We start from the raw sequence: 17063 nt of genomic DNA, 5'->3' as shown, positions 1-17063 counted from the left end.
TCAGTTATTGGCAGCAATGTATATAAAAAAGCCCACTTTCGTGGGCTTTTTTGTGGTTACATCTTGCCCAGGGTGAGCATCATGGCGGTGTACATTTTCAGGTTGAGTGCCAGTTGCTCCTCGGTAATAAATTCATGCTCCGAGTGGCCGGTGTAAGGCTTGCCCGGCATGGATGGACCGAAGGAAACGGCATTATCGAACAGCTTGGCATTGGTGCCGCCGCCGATGGAGACAAAAGAGGCATCCTGATCCCCTGTGTAGTGCTTGAAAATATCCAGCAGCGCCTGGGCGTGCGGGGCATTATCTAGCAACATGGGGGTGCCAAGTTCTACTTCTACATTACTTAAGGTTACCTGATGTTGCTGCTGCCAGGTTTTAAGAGCGCTGTCGATCTGCTGTGCCAGCAAGTCGGCATCTTTACCCATGGGGCGGCGCAGATTCACCGATAAGGTGATGTCGTTATTTTGCGCATCGCGACTTAGCAGCGTAGCGGCCACCGTCAGCGGACCCATAAAGTCATGCTCGTAGGCGATATCACCAAACTGCTTGCCATATAAACCTAGGCCAATGAGTTCATTAATAAACATCAGTGCCTGGCCATCGCTGTTGGTGGCTAGGGCGACACCATCAAAGATGGCCCCCAGGTGGGCAATGGCGTTAACGCCCGCTTCCGGCTCGGATGAATGGGCCGAAGAGCCCTTTACACGAATATGCAGGCCATCTTCTTGCTCGACCATGGACACCTTAACCCCTTGTAAGGCGCTGATATTGCGCTGTAGCTGGGTTTTGGTCTGGCGTCGGCGTTATGCAGGATCACGCTCGCATCTTCGGGAATTTGACTGACAAAGGCACCGCCTTTAAGGTGAGAGGCATACAGGCCCTCGCTTGGGTTGGTGCCGCTAAAGGTTGGGGCAATCAGGCTCCAGCCTTTTTCTGCCACTACCACGGGGTAGCTGGCGTCTATGGTGACCGCATACTTGGGCTGATTATAGGTTTTCATAAACTCTTTAATAGGACCCCAATCCGATTCCTCGGCCAGGTAAACCATCAGCTCGATGCGGTTATCAAGCTCTATGCCCTTGTCTTTTATCGCTTTCATGGCATATAAGGCGGTGGCGATGGCGCCCTTATCGTCTTCACTGCCACGGGCGATCAGCTTGCCCGGCTCTGTGGTTTTATCTAGCTCAAACGGGCTTTTGGTCCATTTACTGGCATCCGCCGGTTGCACGTCGCCATGGGTGACTATGGTGACTTTTTCGCTTTGTTCACCCATGCCAATCAGTACCGTATAGCCGAAATCCTGATAGTCGAAACCAAACTGATCCGCCTTCATCTTTAAGTAGTTTTTAAAGCCGATAAAGGCTGGGTTATCCGGCGCTTTTAGATCCTGGGTATTAACCGTGGGGAAAGAGACCAGGTTTGCCAAGGTATGAATTTGTGCTTCCTGGTACTGGTCTAGGGCGTAGTGCGCCACTGCATCTTTGTCACTGCCAACCGTGGCCGCCAGAGATGCCGTACTGAGTAACGCCAGGGCCGAAGCCAAAATAGAGATTTTCACTGTTATTCCTTGATGTTGATGTGCGTTAACGACTTGGATTGTAACGCCAGCTTAAGCTTTGAGGCCAGTTTTTGCTGTGTATGCCGACACATATATTTACTCAAGATACAGGGTTAAACGCCTAATTCCCCATTATTGAGAAAACAAAAACAAATGTTGAAATGATAGTAGTTATCATTTACATTGTCGGCATTATATTTCCCCCCAGCCATTTAGCTAGTAAGGACAAGGTCATGAAGTTCAAGCTGTCGAAGCTGTGTTTCGCAATTCTCGCAGGTCCACTTATCACTAACAACGCGCTTGCCGAGCAAGGCTCCAAGGAGTCGGCCGAACCGGTGGAAACCATAGTGGTTACCGCCTCGCGTATTGAAAGGCCGCTAAGCCAGATCCCTAATACCATTACCGTTATTGATGAATCTGAGCTGCAGCAACAGTTGTCGCTACAGCATGATATTTCCACCGTGCTGGGAAATCTGATCCCGAGTTTTTCGCCAAGTCGCCAGAAGATGACCAGTGCCGGTGAGAGCCTGCGCGGCCGTAAACCCTTGTACTTGATTGACGGTGTGCCGCAATCGAACCCGCTGCGCAGCGGCGGCCGTGACGGCCATACCATAGACCCTTTTTTCCTTGAGCGCGTTGAGGTGCTGCACGGTGCCAATGCCATTCATGGTCTGGGCGCCGCCGGCGGGATCATTAACCTGATCACCAAAAAGCCTACCGGTGGCTTGGAGCAACAGCTGCGCTTTGATACCACAGTGCAAAGCGACAAGCTGTCCGAGGGCAGTGTGGGTGTTAACTACAGCCTGTCTAATCGCTGGGATAATGCCGATGTGCTGGCCGGTGTAAGCTGGCGTACCAGCGGCATGTCGTATGATGCCGATGGCAAGCTGATCGGGGTGGATAATACCCAGGGCGATACCATGGACGCCGATACCTTTGATGGTTTTTTAAAGGCCGGTTATGAATGGGACGACTCGCGCTTAGAGCTGATGTTTAACCGCTATCAAATCGAAGGCAAGAATGACTGGATTTCTGTGCCCGGCGATGTCGATGCGGATATTCCCAGCAGCGCCGAAAAAGGCACAATCAATGGCGATGCGGCTCAAAACAAGGTGACCACCATGAGCCTGAACTATTCCAAGCAGGACTTCTTCTCTCAGCGTTTATCGGTGCAGTTATTCCGCCAGGATTTTGCCGCCACCTATGGCGCCGAAGCCACTCCTTTAGCGACCTTCCAGGACCCGGCGTATGGCCCGGATCTGATCGATCAGTCGCAGAATAACTCTGAAAAAACCGGCATGAAGATCACCTTGGTTAAAGAAAACTTTGTTTTTGAACCGCTAAGCCTGGTTTATGGTTTGGATTTACTCGAAGACGAAACCTGGCAGGCGCTTATTCAAACCGGCCGAGCCTGGGTGCCGCCGACTATATACCGCAACTATGCGCCCTATGCACAGTTGGAATATGCCGGTGATTCGCCGTTGAGTGTCAGCGCCGGTATCCGCTACGAAAAGTCAAAACTGGAAGTGGATGACTTTACCACCTTGGCCTCTTACGGCAGTCAATTTGTTGCCGGCGGTAAGCCGGAGTTTTCACAAACCTTGTATAACCTGGGCGCCACCTATCGTTTAACCGGCGACTGGCGCACCTTTGCCAATTACTCGGAAGCCTTTTCAATGCCGGACGTCGGTCGTGTGCTGCGTGGCATCAATGTCCCGGGGCAAAGCGTGGAAACCTTCCTCGACCTTAAGCCCATTCTGACGGAAAACACCGAAATCGGCCTGGAATACGGTGGCGACCTGGTACAGGCGCAACTGGCTTATTACACCTCAGACTCGGATTTTGGTCAGCGCTTACAGCGCGGTGACGATGGCATTTATACCGTTAAGCGCGAGAAAACCGAGGTTGATGGCATCGAGTTTCGTATTAACTATCTGGCCACGGCAGTAGATAAACTGGGGCTGCGTTTTGCCAGCTCCGACGGTCGTTATGACTCGAACCAGGATGGGCGTGTCGACAGTGATTTAGGCGGCACTAATATCGCTCCGAATCGCGTTAACGCCAGTTGGGACAGGGATTGGACGGACACCCTAAGCACGCGTTTACAGGTTAATCATCTGTTTGACCGCGATGTAGACAATGCTCAAGGTGAGGTGGTCAACGAATTCGACGGCTATACCACGGTGGACCTCAGTGCCAATGTAGAGGCGTTTTCCGGGGTGGTGACCTTGGGTATTCAAAACCTGACCAACACCGACTATTACACCTATTACTCGCAATCGAGCCCGAACGACAAGCGTAACTTTAAGGGCATAGGACGTACCTTCTCGGCGTCTTATCAGATTAACTTCTAGGCTTCGCGTTTTGCCTTTGTAGGTCGGTGCTTTGCGCCGACATCGGAACGGCATCGCACCTTTTGTCGGGATAAAATCCCGACCTACAAGGCAAAGGCCGAACGACAACGAAATACATCTGCTATTTTACCTGCTCAAGTCGTATCCAGAGTGAGTGAGATTGCTTTATAATAACGCCGCTATGGTTAAATTCTTTGTCGTTAAATATCTGGCCTTTTTACTCGGTTGTACGCTGTGCTTTGTTTTGCATGCGCAATTTGCCGTGCCCGTGGTGCTGGCAGCCAGTATTACCGGCTTATTGGGCAGCTTTGTTCCCTCAACTCAGGCCTTTGGCATGCATCCAAGAGCGGCTATTTATGCCGGTAGCTTTGCCGGTATGTGCTCGGCTGAGCTGATAGGTGATTACTGGCAACTGACCTTGCTGGCCTTAATTGGGACTTCTTTATATGCCTTGACCATGAACCTGTTTACTGGTTTCGGCGGCAAGCTCGGTGGTGTGGCTTTTGTCAGCGTGGCACTGTTTATGCTCACCCGAGGAGTCTTATGATCACTCTGATCTTCATTATATTGGCACTGCTTGGCGCCCTCAGCACCTATTTGCTGGCGCAGCATAAACGTTTTGATGCCATTCGTGCCTCGGCGCTGTCGGCCATTTTCGCCTATGGCCTGTTGTGGTTATTTAGCGATAATCCGGATCTCTACGCCCTGGTCTTTTTTGGTGGCACCTTTATCGGTATGAGCGCTCCCCATCGCTTTGGTTTTTATACTTTGACCAGCTCGGCCATTATTTTCGCTCCCCTCTTTCAATACCTGGTGCCTAAACTAAACGGCTATGGCGGCGCCTTGGGGCTCAGTGCCTTTATGGCCATTTGTGTTTGCCATGTCGCTATTTTACTGGGCGCTCCGCGGAGCATAAAAAAGCCGCCGGGTTTATTCGGCGGCTGAGCAATTCTCAGAACAAGGGTCGAGTAGCAAGACCCTAGTAGTCAAATTTATGCTGGCTAAAGAGGCTCTGCACTCTTTGCCACATGGGCCCGGGGCGGCCTTGATCTATCTGTTTGCCATCGACCTTAAGCACGGGCCCCACTTCCTTGGTGGCCGAGGTGATCCACACTTCATCGGCATCGAGTAGTTCGTCCTTGGTGATCACTCGTTCTTCAATGCGCAGCTCGCTGTGCGTGTGCACGATTTGTAGAATCAACCAGCGGGTGATCCCTGGCAGTATTTGCGTGTCCAGCGGTGGCGTAGCGATCACACCATCTTTGACGATAAAGACATTGCTGGAACTGGCTTCGGTGATCTCACCCAAGGCATTAAATAAAATGGTTTCCTTATTACCTACACGGGCGCCGCTTTGGTAATGCATTACGTTGCCAAGCAGGGCGGTGGACTTGATGTTACAACGCTGCCAGCGTCTGTCTTGCTCTAAAGAGACTTCATAGCTGCTGGCTTTGTCGGCATCGCAGCTGGGCTCGCCGGGCAGGGTAAAGCAAAATGCAAATACCGTGGGGGCAACGCCGCTGGGGTAGGCGTGATTGCGCTTGCTGTCTGTGCCGCGGCTAACGTGCAGATAAATGCCCTGGTTGGGACCTGGATTGGTGCTTAGCAGGGTCTCGCAGATCTCGCGCCATTGCTCGATGCCGTAATCAAGGGCGATTTCGATGGCAGCCAGGCCCTGTTGCATGCGCTCGATATGGGCATTAAAGCCAAGCATTTTGCCATGGTAGGCGGGGATCACTTCATAGATGCCATCGCCAAACAGAAAGCCGCGATCCATGGGCGAAATCTTCGCTTCCTCGGGGGCCATATAGTCGCCGTTTAAATACACCTGGCTCATTGTGTTTCCTCATTCAGTGGGCAAAAAGCCCGTTAACCGTCTTAATTCTGTGATCACTGCCTGGGCATGGGTGGCATCCAGACTGTCTTCGGTGGCTTCGTTGCGTTTGGTGACACCATCAACGCTGCCGTGTTTGCTTAAATACGCCAACCAGTGCGGCGGGTCAATAACTGCGAGCATATCTTCTTGCTGCCACAGGGCAAAAAAGGCGATCAGCCCATAGGCACCCCAGTTGGAGACATCGGCCACTATCAATTCATCGCAGCTGGTTATGCTGGGAATAATGTCCAGCTGGCTCAGTGCCGAGGCGACCTTGCCCATGCCTATTTCATTACCGCCATCGCCAATAGCTATGCTGGTGCAGGGCGCGGTTTCAATAAAGGGATCGAAACTGGCACAGCCATGGCTGATATCCTCGCCACGCATATTGCAATAGCCGCCTTGCTGATTAAGCCCTGGGCGCTCTATGGCGAGCACACAGCCGACCTGCTCAGTAGCGAAGTACTGCTGTGCCAGATTTTTTGCCTGGGGCAGATCGTTTAAGGGCAGTTGAAAACAATTAAAATCTTCACTTAGCTTGCTGTAAAGGGGGTTGCCACAGACCAACACAGGTTCTTTGCCAAGCGCCTTGAGAGCCAAATATAGGGCAATGGCGCCGACTGGCCCATCGGTTTCAAAGGTGCCGGCAACCCAAAAGCCGGTGCCGATCAGAATTTTTCCTTCGGCCTGATACAGGGCTTTTGCGCTGCGCTGCACATAGCCCGGCTGCAGGGCCGGTTGTATTTGTGCCATACCGCGCAGGTTGCGCGCCACCAAGAGGTCTTCGATGTGGCGACTGAGTTGCAGCTCTTTGTTTAACGGGCACATAGGGCGCGGATCTCGATAATGGCGTTGACCGCTTCCAGGTTGTCGCCGTGAACACACAGGGTGTCGGCTTTTAAAGGCAGGGTTTGACCGCCATGGGTTTGCACCGTCCCCTCACTGACCAGTTGCTGCACCTGCTCTAACATCTCGGTTTTGGTTAATACACTGCCGGCCTGGTTGCGCGGCGTCAGGGTACCGACGTCGGTATAACGACGATCGGCAAAGGCTTCCAACAACAGGCTGACGTCTTGCTTGGCCGCCAGTTCGCTGAAATTTTCGGTGTTGTTGCCCGCTAAAATCATTAACTTAAGGCTTGGGTCATATTGAGCCACGGCTTGCAGCACGCTGACAAACACCGACTCATTGGCCATCATATCGTTATACAGGGCGCCATGGGGTTTAACATATTCCACTTGCAGCCCTTGTACCTTGGCCATGCCAGTCAAGGCGGCAATTTGATAATGAAGATCGGCGATCAGTTCGGTGGGGCTCAGTGCCATGGAGCGGCGGCCAAAGCCTTGGCGATCCGGATAACTGGGGTGAGCGCCAATACGCACGCCATATTGTTTTGCCAACGCCAGGGTGCGTTGCATTACCAAAGGGTCACCGCCATGAAAGCCACAGGCGATATTGGCCAAGTCGATATGGGCCATGGCCAGTTCATCCTCGCCCATGGTCCAGCTGCCAAAGCTCTCGCCTAAATCACAGTTCAGTAACATGCTGCCTCCTAAAACGTCGCCAACGAGGTATTTTTGATGTCGAGCACCAGCATATGTCCTGGGCTATGGGTAATGCAAAAGTCCGGGCGGGCATTGCTAATGGCCACTTGTGGGGTGACACCACAGGCCCAAAATACCGGTACTTCTCCCGTCTTAATGCTGACCGCTTCGCCAAAGTCGGGGCGATTAATGTCCTTGATGCCTATGGCTGCCGGATCGCCAAAATGCACCGGCGCACCGTGCACACTGGGATAGCGACTGCAAATTTGGATGGCGCGAATGGCATCCTTGGGTTTCATCGGGCGCATGCTTACCACCTGATTGCCGACAAAGGGGCCGGCGCCGTTGCAGGCTTGATTGGTGATATACATGGGCACATTTTTATGTTCGCTGATATTGCGGATTTCTATGCCATCGGCCAGCAGCGCCTCTTCAAAGGAAAAGGAGCAGCCGATTAAGAAGCTCACTAGATCATCGCGCCAGATATCAATAATTTGAGTCGGTTCATCTATCAACTGGCCATGTTCGAACACCCGATATTTTGGCAGATCGGTGCGAATATCCAGGTCTTTAGCCAGAGTAGGGTGGCCCAGGGCGCCTGCTTCGGTTTGTCCCAGCAAGGGGCAGGCTTTGGGGTTGGCCTGACAAAAGCGTAAGAAATCGTAGGCGTATTTTTGCGGCAGAATAACCAGGTTTGCCTGGACAAATCCCGGCGCAAAACCCGATGTATGACCTGTGTAATCACCACCACGGATCAGCTTGCGGATATCCGCAGGGGTGTTTAGCGAGGCATTGGTATCCATTTTTATACGCCTTATCTGTAAATTAACAGCCTAGATTATTGTTTAATAGTAACAGGTAATTGTCCGCTTGGGATTTGTTGTCCAAGCAACACCTTGGCCAGGGCGTTAAAGGCTGGACCTTGCACCGTTTCGCCGTCATCCACGTCTATGTTATAAGCGTAGGTGGCCAGTATGGCATCGGCATAAGAGCCAAAGCGGGCAATATCATAGGGCGCGCGCAGGCTCACAAAAACCGTGGGCTTTTGTGTGTTTTTAGCCTGCTTTAATAAGCGCTCCAGGGCGTCTGGTTGCTGCGCCTGACTCAGGGCAAATGCGGCAATGGCATCGCTGTCGTCCATACCGCCAATTTCCACCGCGCTTTGCGCTGGGCTGGCATTTCCGGCGATGACAAGATCAACCTCTGCTATCAGCGCCTGCGTCTTAACGGGATCATGGCCTTGCAGGCTCAAGCAGTGGAATTGGGTGTCTTTCAAATTTGCTTGCAGCGCTTGCTCCAGGGCCATGCACTTGCGGGTGTCGGGCATAATGATGGCCACGCTTTTGGCGTTTTTAAGCATGCTTGCAGTGTTCTTGCCATTCTTTATATCCGTGATGGCGGCACTGGCAAGCTCAGCCTCTAAAGCACGGTGCTTAGGGTTACCTAGCACTTGCTTGGCGACGGCCTGCTGTTTACTTAGCTTTTTGTGGTGCTTGGGTAGTAACTGATAGCTGGCCTTAAGCGCCATAATCCGGGATGCGGATTGCTTAAATTCTGTGGCATCCAGCTCGCCTGATTGCACCGCTTTTTCTAGGGCATCAATGAGCGCGTTGAGCTTGGCGATATCGTCTTGGTTACGCACGGCTATGGGCATCAGGGCAATATCCACCCCGGCCTTAAAGGTGTTGATCACCGCATCTTCGGCGCTAAAAAAGTGGCTGATCCCGGCCATATCCAGCGCATCCGTGATGGTGACGCCGCTATACCCGAGCTCATCGCGCAGCAAGTCGGTCATAATGGCGCGGGACATGGTCGCCGGTTTGATCATGGTATCGCCGTCCTTGCTGACAAAGGTGCTGTTGTCGAGCGCCGGATATTGAATATGGGCGGTCATGATCATGCCTGGAGCATGTCCGGCATCGATAATCTGTTTAAAAGGAGCTATATCCTGGGCCATCACCTGCGCCTTATCATGGGCCACCCGTGGCAAGCCGGTGTGGCTGTCGACATTGGTGTCGCCATGGCCGGGAAAGTGCTTTAACGCAGCTATCACCTGGTGCTGCTGGTAGGCATCGACCTGAGCGCCGCCAAGCTCGGCCACAAGCTGAGGGTCTTCACCAAAGGAGCGAACATTGATCACCGGATTATCCGGGTTCATATTCACATCGACCGTGGGCGCATAATTGAGGTTAATGCCCAAGGCGTTCAGCTCAGTGGCAATCACTTCGGCACTGCGGCGGGCAAAGTCGGTGCCATGGCGCGCATAGGTAGCGCCGATAGACATATTGCCGGTCATGGCGGTGCCTAGTTCCCGGGGAATACGGGCAACCCGGCCACCTTCCTGATCGATACTGATAAAGAGCGGGGCGCCAAGCTCACTTTGCTGTGCCGCTCTTTGCAATTGCTGGGTGAGTTCGACCATTTGTGCGCTGTTTTCAAGGTTTTCCGCAAACAGGATCACACCGCCGATTTGCTGCTGCGTCAGCAGCTCTGCCAAAGGCGCTGGTAAGGTGGTCATAGGCGCACGGCAGCGGGCGCTGCTAATATCCTTATCCTCGCAGTAGTAGCGAAAATCCAGCATGAGTTTTTGGCCGATTTGCTGTTTTAGCGTAAGCGCCGGGGCGGCTAGGCTAGATGCACTCATAAATACACATCCTAAAGTGGCGAATTTGGCTAGTCTGTTGGCTTGCAGGCGAAGCGTCAAGGCACTGACTAGGCGGCGGAAAATCATGGCGAGCTCCCTTGGAATAAAGTATTCAAGATTCTATAGTTATTAATACCATGAGCACAAGCGCTTTAGGCGCGACTAATACACAGCATGGCCATCTATTCTTTATATATCAGTACTGATCTATGAATACGAGTTTAATAATATTTTATTCCCAGCTATGCTAGGGCAACCATGTTATAGCTAGTGCCTCATTATGTCAGAGTCCCCTAAGGCTATGGAAGCCTTCATTGATGCCATGACCACAGTCCTCGGCCGCGAGCAAGTGATCACAGATTATGCCTTGCGTTATGCCCTGGGCACGGATGCCAGCTTTTATCGCTTAACGCCTCAATGTGTGGTGCTGGTCAAAAGCGCCGAGCAGGTACAAAAGGTGTTGTTAAGCGCCGGCGAATATAAATTACCTGTCACCTTTAGAGCCGCCGGCACCAGTCTTTCCGGTCAGGCCATTAGCGATAGCATACTGGTACTGCTCAGTGATGATTGGCAAGATTATAAGGTGGGCGAGGATGGCAGTTGGATCAGCCTATCGCCTTCTTTGGTCGGCGCCCGAGTGAACCGCATTCTGGCTCCTTATGGGCGCAAAATCGGCCCGGATCCGGCCTCTATCAATAGCTGTAAAATCGGTGGTATCGCTGCCAATAATGCCTCTGGCATGTGCTGCGGGGTGAAACACAACAGTTACCACACCTTAAAGGACATGGCGATTATCCTTGCCGATGGCACCTGCCTCGATACCGCGGATGAGCAATCCAAGGCGGCGTTTCGGCAAAGTCATGCAGAGCTGCTGAACTCCCTTGAACAGTTGGCGCAGCAAGTGCGTGATAACCAGGGGTTAAGTGAGCGCATCGCTCATAAATATCGCTTAAAAAATACCACTGGCTATGGCCTTAATGCTCTGGTGGATCACATTGACGGCATAGAGATCATTAAACACCTGATGATAGGCTCTGAGGGCACTTTAGGCTTTATCGCCAACATTACTTACAACACGGTTATTGAGCCTGCCTTTAAACGCACCGGATTATTTACCTTTGCCGATGTCGACAGCGCCTGTGCCCTTATTGAGCAACTAAACGCCTTGCCCATAGCCGCAGTGGAAATGCTGGATAAAAGGGCGCTTTTATCGGTGCAGGGGCATGCGGTGATGCCGCAAAATGTCGCCGACTTCCCCCCCGAGGCCACGGCCTTGCTGATCGAAATTAGCGAAGAAAATCAGCAGGCACTCGATGGGCTGACGAGCTCGGTCAATACCATTTTGGCGCAATATCAAGAGCAGCTGGTGCATCAGTATCCCTTGAGCGACGATGCCGAGCTGGCACAGGCGCTTTGGAATGTGCGCAAGGGCACCTTTCCGGCGGTGGGAGCGGTGCGTAAAACCGGCACTACTGTGATCATTGAAGATGTGGCCTTTGCCTTGGCGGACTTAAGCCGGGGCATTAAGGCGCTGCATCACTTGTTTGATAAGCATGGCTACACGGAGGCCATTATTTTCGGTCATGCCCTGGCCGGGAATCTGCATTTTGTCTTTACTCAGGCCTTCGATAGCCCAGAGCAGGTTGAGCGTTACGAGGCATTTATGGCCGATGTGGCGCACTTGGTGGCGGTGGAACTCAAGGGCTCTTTAAAGGCGGAGCATGGCACCGGACGTAATATGGCACCCTTTGTGGCGCTCGAATGGGGCGATGAGGGCTATGCTGTTATGCAGCAAATTAAGCAGTTATTTGACGCTCAAGGGATTTTAAATCCCGGGGTGATCATCAACGCCGACCCCCGCGCTCATGTGCAGCATGTTAAAGCCATGCCCGCCAGTGATGCGCACATAGATAAATGTATCGAATGTGGTTTTTGTGAGCCTGTGTGCCCCTCCAAGGAATACACCCTTACGCCGCGCCAGCGCATCAGCCTAAAACGCCATGAGCAACAATTGCTTAATCACGAGTTCAAAGACAAGGACGCCTATCGACGTCTGGCCGCTGTGCAACAGGGTTATCAACTTCTGGCCATAGACAGCTGTGCCGCCACCGGCTTATGCGCCACTCGCTGTCCAGTTGGCATTGATACCGGAGCCTATATCAAGTCGCTGCGCGCCAAGCAGATGGCTAACAAAACTGTGATCACTAAAATCGCTACCTGGAGTGCAAATCACTTTGCCATGACCAGCGCTCTGGCACGAGTGGGTGTACGCGGCGCTCATTTAAGCGCCAAACTGCTGGGGGCGCAGCGTCTTGAGCGTTTTAGTGCCCAATTGCAGCAGCGTTTTGGTACGCCGCTCTACTTTAGTGCCTGGCCCAAGGCGCAGCATGGCGAGCAGACTAGCGGCCAGGTTATCGACGGCGATAAGGTGGTGTATGTGCCCAGTTGCGGCAACCGTATTTTTGCCAATGCCACCGAGCAAAGTGTGCAGCAGACGCTGCAAAGCCTGTGCGACAAGGCAGGGCTGACCCTGGTAATACCCGAAGAGATAGCCGAGTTATGCTGTGGCATGCCTTGGCAAAGCAAGGGATTGGCTGAGGTGGCCACACAAAAACAGCAGCAATTACAGGAAATCATCACGCAATTGAGCGAGCACGGGCGCTGGCCCGTGGTTATGGACGCCAGTCCCTGTGCCCTGCAAAGCCAACCCCAAGAAAAGCAAAGCCAGCAAGAAGAAAGCAGCCCAATTCGGGTGCTGGATAGCCTGGGTTTTGCCAGCGAATATTTATTGCCTCGCTTGGTAATTGAAACCAGCGACCAGCCTTTGTGGCTGCATATTACCTGTAGTTCGCAGCATTTGGATGCTGGTAGCGCCATGCTGAACGTGGCCAGGGCGCTTAGTTCCAAGGTCAGCACTACGGAGGTGAGTTGTTGTGGGTTTGCCGGTGATAAGGGCTTTACTCACCCCCAGCTAAATGAGCATGCACTACGCCATGTTAGCGCCAGCAAACCCCAAGGTTGTACTGTGGGCTACTCTAACAGCCGTACCTGTGAGATTGGTCTAACAAGGCACAGTGGAGTGACCTTCTCTTCCCTGCTGGCTTTGTTGGATGAGCGAGCGGCGGCACTCGCTAGCTAGACGAGGGAGCGAGCCTTAAGCAGTAATTGGTGGGCTTTGAGCTCGGCAAGAACCTTGGCCCTGGCATCGATACAGGCAAGCAGGGACACGGCGGCCTCGGCCAGCAATAAAATGTCGTCTAGTAAACCTAGGCTTGGGTATGTATCGGTGATCAGGTCGTAAGGAAAAGCCACATAGGCCAGAGTTGCGCATAAAGCGAGGCGGTGTAACGGGGTGCAGGTATCGCCACTGATGGCGTAGTACAGCAGTAAAATACGCGCTAGTACTGCGTGGGCCAAATTAAAGAGCCAGCTTGCTGCTGCCTGTACGCCATGTGCCCTTGACGCTTGAGCGCGTTCAGGTGTAACGGTTCTCTTGTTCATTTTTCCCCTCCTGCTGAAACAAAGTTAGCTCGGGTGGGGACAAAATAATATTACAGCCAGTTACGCCATCGCTCTAGCGCCAGGCGTGGTCGAGTTAAAGGGCACAACAGTAAAGGAAATGTCTAACCAAGTTGATTCCTAACTATCCAAGCGCAAATACAGGTCTTGGTATTTGAGCCATCTCGATAAGTTGGCTTGATGAAAAGCTGGGCTAGATTTCGATTTGTCGCGGCCAGCTGATGCGAATATGGGCGCCACCGGTTTCGGGATGTTTGCCCAAAGTCATCTGTCCCCCATGCCATAAACAGATGCGCTCGACTATATAAAGCCCCAGGCCGTAACCACTGGCCACCGCGCTGTCTTTGGAAGATGAAAAGGGCGCTAACAAGGACACGGCGTCGTTGGGCAGGCCCGGACCGTCGTCGTAAACCTCAATTACTTGCATCTGCTCCTGTTGTTGAAGCCTTAAGATCACTTGATGTTGAGCATACTTAACGCCGTTAAAAAGCAGGTTCTGCACTAGGATGGCAAAGCTATTTGGTTCGCAATAGAGCTTGTCCAAGGCCACCTTAGTCTCGATATTGACATCGGTAAAGAGCTGATTCTTTTTCGCTTCTTGATTAATAAACTCTTTTGCATCAAGTGCCTGCAGTTGCAGGGGTTGAGTTAGGTATTCGACCCGGGCAAAGTCCAGGTACTGGCACAGGCGGTTTTCTATCTCGTCGATATTACGTGCCATGGTGCGCTGAATTTCTTCATCGAGTTCGCTGTGCAGGGAGAGAATAAAGCGCATGCGCGACAGCGGCGTGCGAATTTCATGGGAAATGATCCGTGATAAGTCTTCGTGCAGTTGAATAAACTTACTGATGCGCTCGGCCATATCGCTCAGGGTTTGCGCCAAGGGGTAGACGGTTGAACTGGGCTTTACCTTGGCGCTAAAGGCTTTCTTTTCTCTGGCGAAGCGTCGAGAGGCGCGTTTTAGTTCAGCCAAATCTTTGAATACTGGCCAGATAAAAGACATCACAAGAAGCGCAATGGCACTATAGACTAACAAAAAATAGATGCTGTGCTCATCCGGTGGCGGCGCCACGGTAATGGGGCCGATGCGATACACAGTATCGGCCTTATCGCCGCTGCCAAGAACATAAACGAAGTTGCCTTCGCTTTGGATCACGGTCAGCATTTTCTGCTCGTTAAGTTGTTGTGCCAAGGCCGGTGGTAAGGCCAGATCCCGGCGCGCTAAACTAACCAGGTTGTCGCCCTTGTTATCAATGAGCGCTGGCCACTGGCTTACCGGCAGGGCAATGCTGGGGGATTGTTCAAATACATAGTTTTGGTAGATCTGCCCAAAGGCGATCAGCGCTGCGATAACACTAACAATGATAAATACGTAGAGACGAAAAAACTGCTTACGCATCTTGCTCGGTCGGTACTTGCAGCAGGTAGCCTTCGCCACGAATAGAAATAATGTCCAGCCCTTCAATGCCATGATCGCGAATTTTGCGGCGCAAACGGCTCACTTTAAGATCGGCGGCGCGATCCAGGCCATCGTACTCACGGCCGATGATTTCCTTGAACAAGGTCTCCCTCGATAAGGGGGTGGGATAGTGCTGGATAAAAAGACTAAACAGCCGCACTTCATCGTCATTGAGATTGAGCTGTTGCTCTTTACAGTGTAAAAGTCGGTGCGTGGTATCGAGTTTTAATTGCCCTATGGCCTTGGTGGCCTCACCTTTGCCGCTTAAGCGCAGGCTATTATTGATGCGCGCCAGTAGCAGCTCGGGGCGAATAGGTTTAATCAAATAATCATTGGCACCCAGATTAAGCCCTTTTATTTGCGAGCGATCCGAATCGAGGGCCGTTAAAAATAAAACCGGGCAACTAAAGTGCTTTTTTAACTGGGGAAAGAGTTCAAAACCATTGCCATCCGGGAGCATGACGTCGCAGAGAATGATATCCGGCTGCAGTTGGTCGAAGTGAGCCTTAAAGGCGGCGATACTATTTACTATGTTTACATCAAGTCCATTTTTGCTTAAGTAACGACTAATTAGACTGGCTAACTCCTTGTCGTCTTCTATAAGTAGAACCTGGTGCGTCAATGTTAAATACCCCAACCAAAACGTCTTCTTACGCGATAGTTTTTTGAGGCGAGTTTCCCCACCTCTAATTTTTGTTCTGCCAGTACCATTCCGGATTGATCGGTCAGGGTGATGGTGGTGTTGGTTTCAAGTGTCACCTGATAGGTCACCGACACCCGGTTGCCGTTAAAACACTCATATTGCCGCTTTGGCAGAGCAATACTGATGCACAGTTGCTCTGCTGCTGCCGATACCGCATTGACATGAATTTCCATTGTGCAGCTAGTGGCTTGTAGCTCGCCAATGCAGGTGTGTGGAGACACCTTAAGGGTACCCTCCACAGCAGATTGCATGGATGCCGGCAGCATTGATAAGGCAACAAAGTAATTAACTAGCATGAGATGTTAGTACTGCTAAAACTCAAAAGTAATCCCGGTAAAGCCAGTCATATACTGGTCTCGATCAAACATAGGTGTATCACTTAAATCGTTGTCAATCCACGTATTTGAGATATTTAGCATAGCACTTAATTGCTCGCTAAGGCGGTATTTGTACTCAAATTTAAGGTGATAATTTAGCGCACTATTCAAATCATATCTGGGGATGCGCGACAATGCCTCGCCCGGATGGATGCGATAGTAATACTCGATGAGTTCGGTGCTTTTATGGGTCACTCCGGCCTCCATGACAAACTGGCCGCCAAGCAAGTCTTGACTGTAATAGGCTATAAACTTGTTTTCCAAGCCATTATGCACACCGCTGATATCATGCAGGGTACTAAGTTCAAGGCCCCAGTTTTTTGCACTGTAGCCGAGCGCCAGACCGCCTTCGTAGGCCAGGCTGCGCTCTATGGGAGTGAGTTCGATAGGTGTGGCGTTGGGTCTTCCCGGGCGCGGCGAATTGCGCACCGCCGAGGTGGCAAAGAGCTTATCTATGCCGTCAAGCTCGAAGAAAAAACCGTCTTCGTTAAATGAGCCAATAATATCGACGTACCAAGATTTATCCTGGTGCAAACTGTAGCCCAGAGCAAAATCGTCGAAGTACCATTTCTCACCATAATAAGCCAGGTGCGGCAGAAGAACAGAAGTGACGTGTTCCGCCCCTTGAATTGGGTTTTCGATGCCACCGTATCCAACGGCGACAGACGCCTCTAATGTACCTACCTCAATATATTGTGCCGACTCGCTGGGCGCATCCTGGCTCAGTACCGAGGCGGAAAATAATGTACACGCAAGGGCGATATGTTTATTCATGTTTCAGTTGTATTCCTTCTCTGCGTTAACTGAATCTTAATTATTTGTCGATATTACGCAAGCCACGTTAGCGCAGTGTAGGGGGTTTGGCAAAGCATCAATCCAAGATAAATATTTGCTCGATAATGTATTTCAATGATTTATATGGAATTTTTAAATTGTTAATAGAATTCAATGTACAAATTGCTACATTAATCCCAGTACAGGTTACCTTCTGTTCCCCGTGTTAATTTAGTGTGTCTATTTTGTTTTGTT

14 protein-coding genes and 1 pseudogene are annotated in these 17063 nt (G+C 51.6%); 4 read left to right on the top strand and 11 right to left on the bottom strand.

The annotated features are described in order from the left end of the window. Positions 1 to 56: 56 nt before the first annotated feature. A pseudogene (locus C2M24_RS07385) lies at positions 57 to 1552 on the bottom strand (dipeptidase). 239 nt (positions 1553 to 1791) lie between these two features. On the opposite strand from C2M24_RS07385, the gene C2M24_RS07380 reads away from it, so the two are divergent. The 3 genes from C2M24_RS07380 (at position 1792) to C2M24_RS07370 (ending at position 4857) form a co-directional block, all read left to right on the top strand. Next, positions 1792 to 3912, top strand: coding sequence for a TonB-dependent receptor (locus C2M24_RS07380; RefSeq protein ID WP_105213829.1), 2121 nt, complete (start codon positions 1792 to 1794; stop codon positions 3910 to 3912). A gap of 181 nt (positions 3913 to 4093) precedes the next feature. Continuing rightward, a complete protein-coding gene (locus C2M24_RS07375; RefSeq protein ID WP_199774421.1) occupies positions 4094 to 4459 on the top strand; it encodes a hypothetical protein in 366 nt (121 codons plus the stop codon). Continuing rightward, complete coding sequence (locus tag C2M24_RS07370; protein WP_105214545.1) at positions 4459 to 4857, top strand: hypothetical protein; 399 nt, start codon at positions 4459 to 4461, stop codon at positions 4855 to 4857. The genes C2M24_RS07375 and C2M24_RS07370 overlap by 1 nt, the downstream gene beginning before the upstream one ends. 34 nt (positions 4858 to 4891) lie before the next feature. Here the strand turns inward: C2M24_RS07370 and C2M24_RS07365 are convergent, their stop codons facing one another. The 5 genes from C2M24_RS07365 to C2M24_RS07345 are packed head-to-tail and all read right to left on the bottom strand — an operon-like array spanning position 4892 to position 9976. Beyond that, the gene (locus C2M24_RS07365) at positions 4892 to 5749 is read right to left on the bottom strand and encodes an aminotransferase class IV (protein WP_105213827.1); all 858 of its coding nucleotides are present in this window, start codon (positions 5747 to 5749) and stop codon (positions 4892 to 4894) included. Between the two features lie 9 nt (positions 5750 to 5758). Continuing rightward, entirely contained in the window at positions 5759 to 6616 is an 858-nt protein-coding gene (locus C2M24_RS07360; RefSeq protein WP_105213825.1) for a glutamate cyclase domain-containing protein, read from the bottom strand. Beyond that, positions 6604 to 7332, bottom strand: coding sequence for a 5-oxoprolinase subunit PxpA (locus C2M24_RS07355; RefSeq protein ID WP_105213823.1), 729 nt, complete (start codon positions 7330 to 7332; stop codon positions 6604 to 6606). Before C2M24_RS07355 ends, C2M24_RS07360 begins: the two co-directional genes overlap by 13 nt. An 8-nt stretch (positions 7333 to 7340) precedes the next feature. Further along, positions 7341 to 8135, bottom strand: coding sequence for a putative hydro-lyase (locus C2M24_RS07350; protein WP_105213821.1), 795 nt, complete (start codon positions 8133 to 8135; stop codon positions 7341 to 7343). A gap of 35 nt (positions 8136 to 8170) precedes the next feature. Beyond that, positions 8171 to 9976, bottom strand: a complete 1806-nt coding sequence (locus C2M24_RS07345; protein ID WP_105214544.1) for a glycoside hydrolase family 3 N-terminal domain-containing protein — start codon at positions 9974 to 9976, stop codon at positions 8171 to 8173. A 280-nt stretch (positions 9977 to 10256) separates the two neighbouring features. On the opposite strand from C2M24_RS07345, the gene C2M24_RS07340 reads away from it, so the two are divergent. Further along, positions 10257 to 13115, top strand: coding sequence for an FAD-binding and (Fe-S)-binding domain-containing protein (locus C2M24_RS07340; RefSeq protein WP_105213819.1), 2859 nt, complete (start codon positions 10257 to 10259; stop codon positions 13113 to 13115). Here C2M24_RS07340 and C2M24_RS07335 read toward each other — a convergent pair. From C2M24_RS07335 to C2M24_RS07315, 5 genes are all read right to left on the bottom strand, one after another. Continuing rightward, a complete protein-coding gene (locus tag C2M24_RS07335) occupies positions 13112 to 13477 on the bottom strand; it encodes a DUF1232 domain-containing protein (protein ID WP_105213817.1) in 366 nt (121 codons plus the stop codon). The genes C2M24_RS07340 and C2M24_RS07335 overlap by 4 nt on opposite strands. A 211-nt stretch (positions 13478 to 13688) precedes the next feature. Then, entirely contained in the window at positions 13689 to 14894 is a 1206-nt protein-coding gene (locus C2M24_RS07330) for an ATP-binding protein (protein WP_158683710.1), read from the bottom strand. Further along, positions 14887 to 15576, bottom strand: coding sequence for a response regulator transcription factor (locus C2M24_RS07325; protein WP_158683709.1), 690 nt, complete (start codon positions 15574 to 15576; stop codon positions 14887 to 14889). Before C2M24_RS07325 ends, C2M24_RS07330 begins: the two co-directional genes overlap by 8 nt. Positions 15577 to 15578: 2 nt before the next feature. Then, positions 15579 to 15953, bottom strand: coding sequence for a DUF3019 domain-containing protein (locus C2M24_RS07320; protein ID WP_105201262.1), 375 nt, complete (start codon positions 15951 to 15953; stop codon positions 15579 to 15581). 15 nt (positions 15954 to 15968) lie between these two features. Continuing rightward, positions 15969 to 16808: a MipA/OmpV family protein gene (locus C2M24_RS07315; RefSeq protein ID WP_105213811.1), complete on the bottom strand. Its 840-nt coding sequence runs from the start codon at positions 16806 to 16808 to the stop codon at positions 15969 to 15971. Positions 16809 to 17063: the final 255 nt, after the last annotated feature.

Origin of the sequence: Pseudoalteromonas sp. T1lg22 (assembly GCF_002964645.1) — a bacterium.
In the GTDB taxonomy this organism is placed as follows: domain Bacteria; phylum Pseudomonadota; class Gammaproteobacteria; order Enterobacterales; family Alteromonadaceae; genus Pseudoalteromonas.
The sequence above is the reverse complement of the archived record's forward strand: the minus strand, read 5'-3'. Positions and strand labels throughout refer to the sequence as shown.

Bases quoted from the DNA above. Each gene is read 5' to 3' on its own strand.
- C2M24_RS07380 (WP_105213829.1), top strand. From the start codon at position 1,792: ATGAAGTTCAAGCTGTCGAAGCTGTGTTTCGCAATTCTCGCAGGTCCA.
- C2M24_RS07375 (WP_199774421.1), top strand. From the start codon at position 4,094: ATGGTTAAATTCTTTGTCGTTAAATATCTGGCCTTTTTACTCGGTTGT.
- C2M24_RS07365 (WP_105213827.1), bottom strand. From the start codon at position 5,749: ATGAGCCAGGTGTATTTAAACGGCGACTATATGGCCCCCGAGGAAGCG.
- C2M24_RS07360 (WP_105213825.1), bottom strand. From the start codon at position 6,616: ATGTGCCCGTTAAACAAAGAGCTGCAACTCAGTCGCCACATCGAAGAC.
- C2M24_RS07355 (WP_105213823.1), bottom strand. From the start codon at position 7,332: ATGTTACTGAACTGTGATTTAGGCGAGAGCTTTGGCAGCTGGACCATG.
- C2M24_RS07350 (WP_105213821.1), bottom strand. From the start codon at position 8,135: ATGGATACCAATGCCTCGCTAAACACCCCTGCGGATATCCGCAAGCTG.
- C2M24_RS07345 (WP_105214544.1), bottom strand. From the start codon at position 9,976: ATGAGTGCATCTAGCCTAGCCGCCCCGGCGCTTACGCTAAAACAGCAA.
- C2M24_RS07340 (WP_105213819.1), top strand. From the start codon at position 10,257: ATGTCAGAGTCCCCTAAGGCTATGGAAGCCTTCATTGATGCCATGACC.
- C2M24_RS07335 (WP_105213817.1), bottom strand. From the start codon at position 13,477: ATGAACAAGAGAACCGTTACACCTGAACGCGCTCAAGCGTCAAGGGCA.
- C2M24_RS07330 (WP_158683710.1), bottom strand. From the start codon at position 14,894: ATGCGTAAGCAGTTTTTTCGTCTCTACGTATTTATCATTGTTAGTGTT.
- C2M24_RS07320 (WP_105201262.1), bottom strand. From the start codon at position 15,953: ATGCTAGTTAATTACTTTGTTGCCTTATCAATGCTGCCGGCATCCATG.
- C2M24_RS07315 (WP_105213811.1), bottom strand. From the start codon at position 16,808: ATGAATAAACATATCGCCCTTGCGTGTACATTATTTTCCGCCTCGGTA.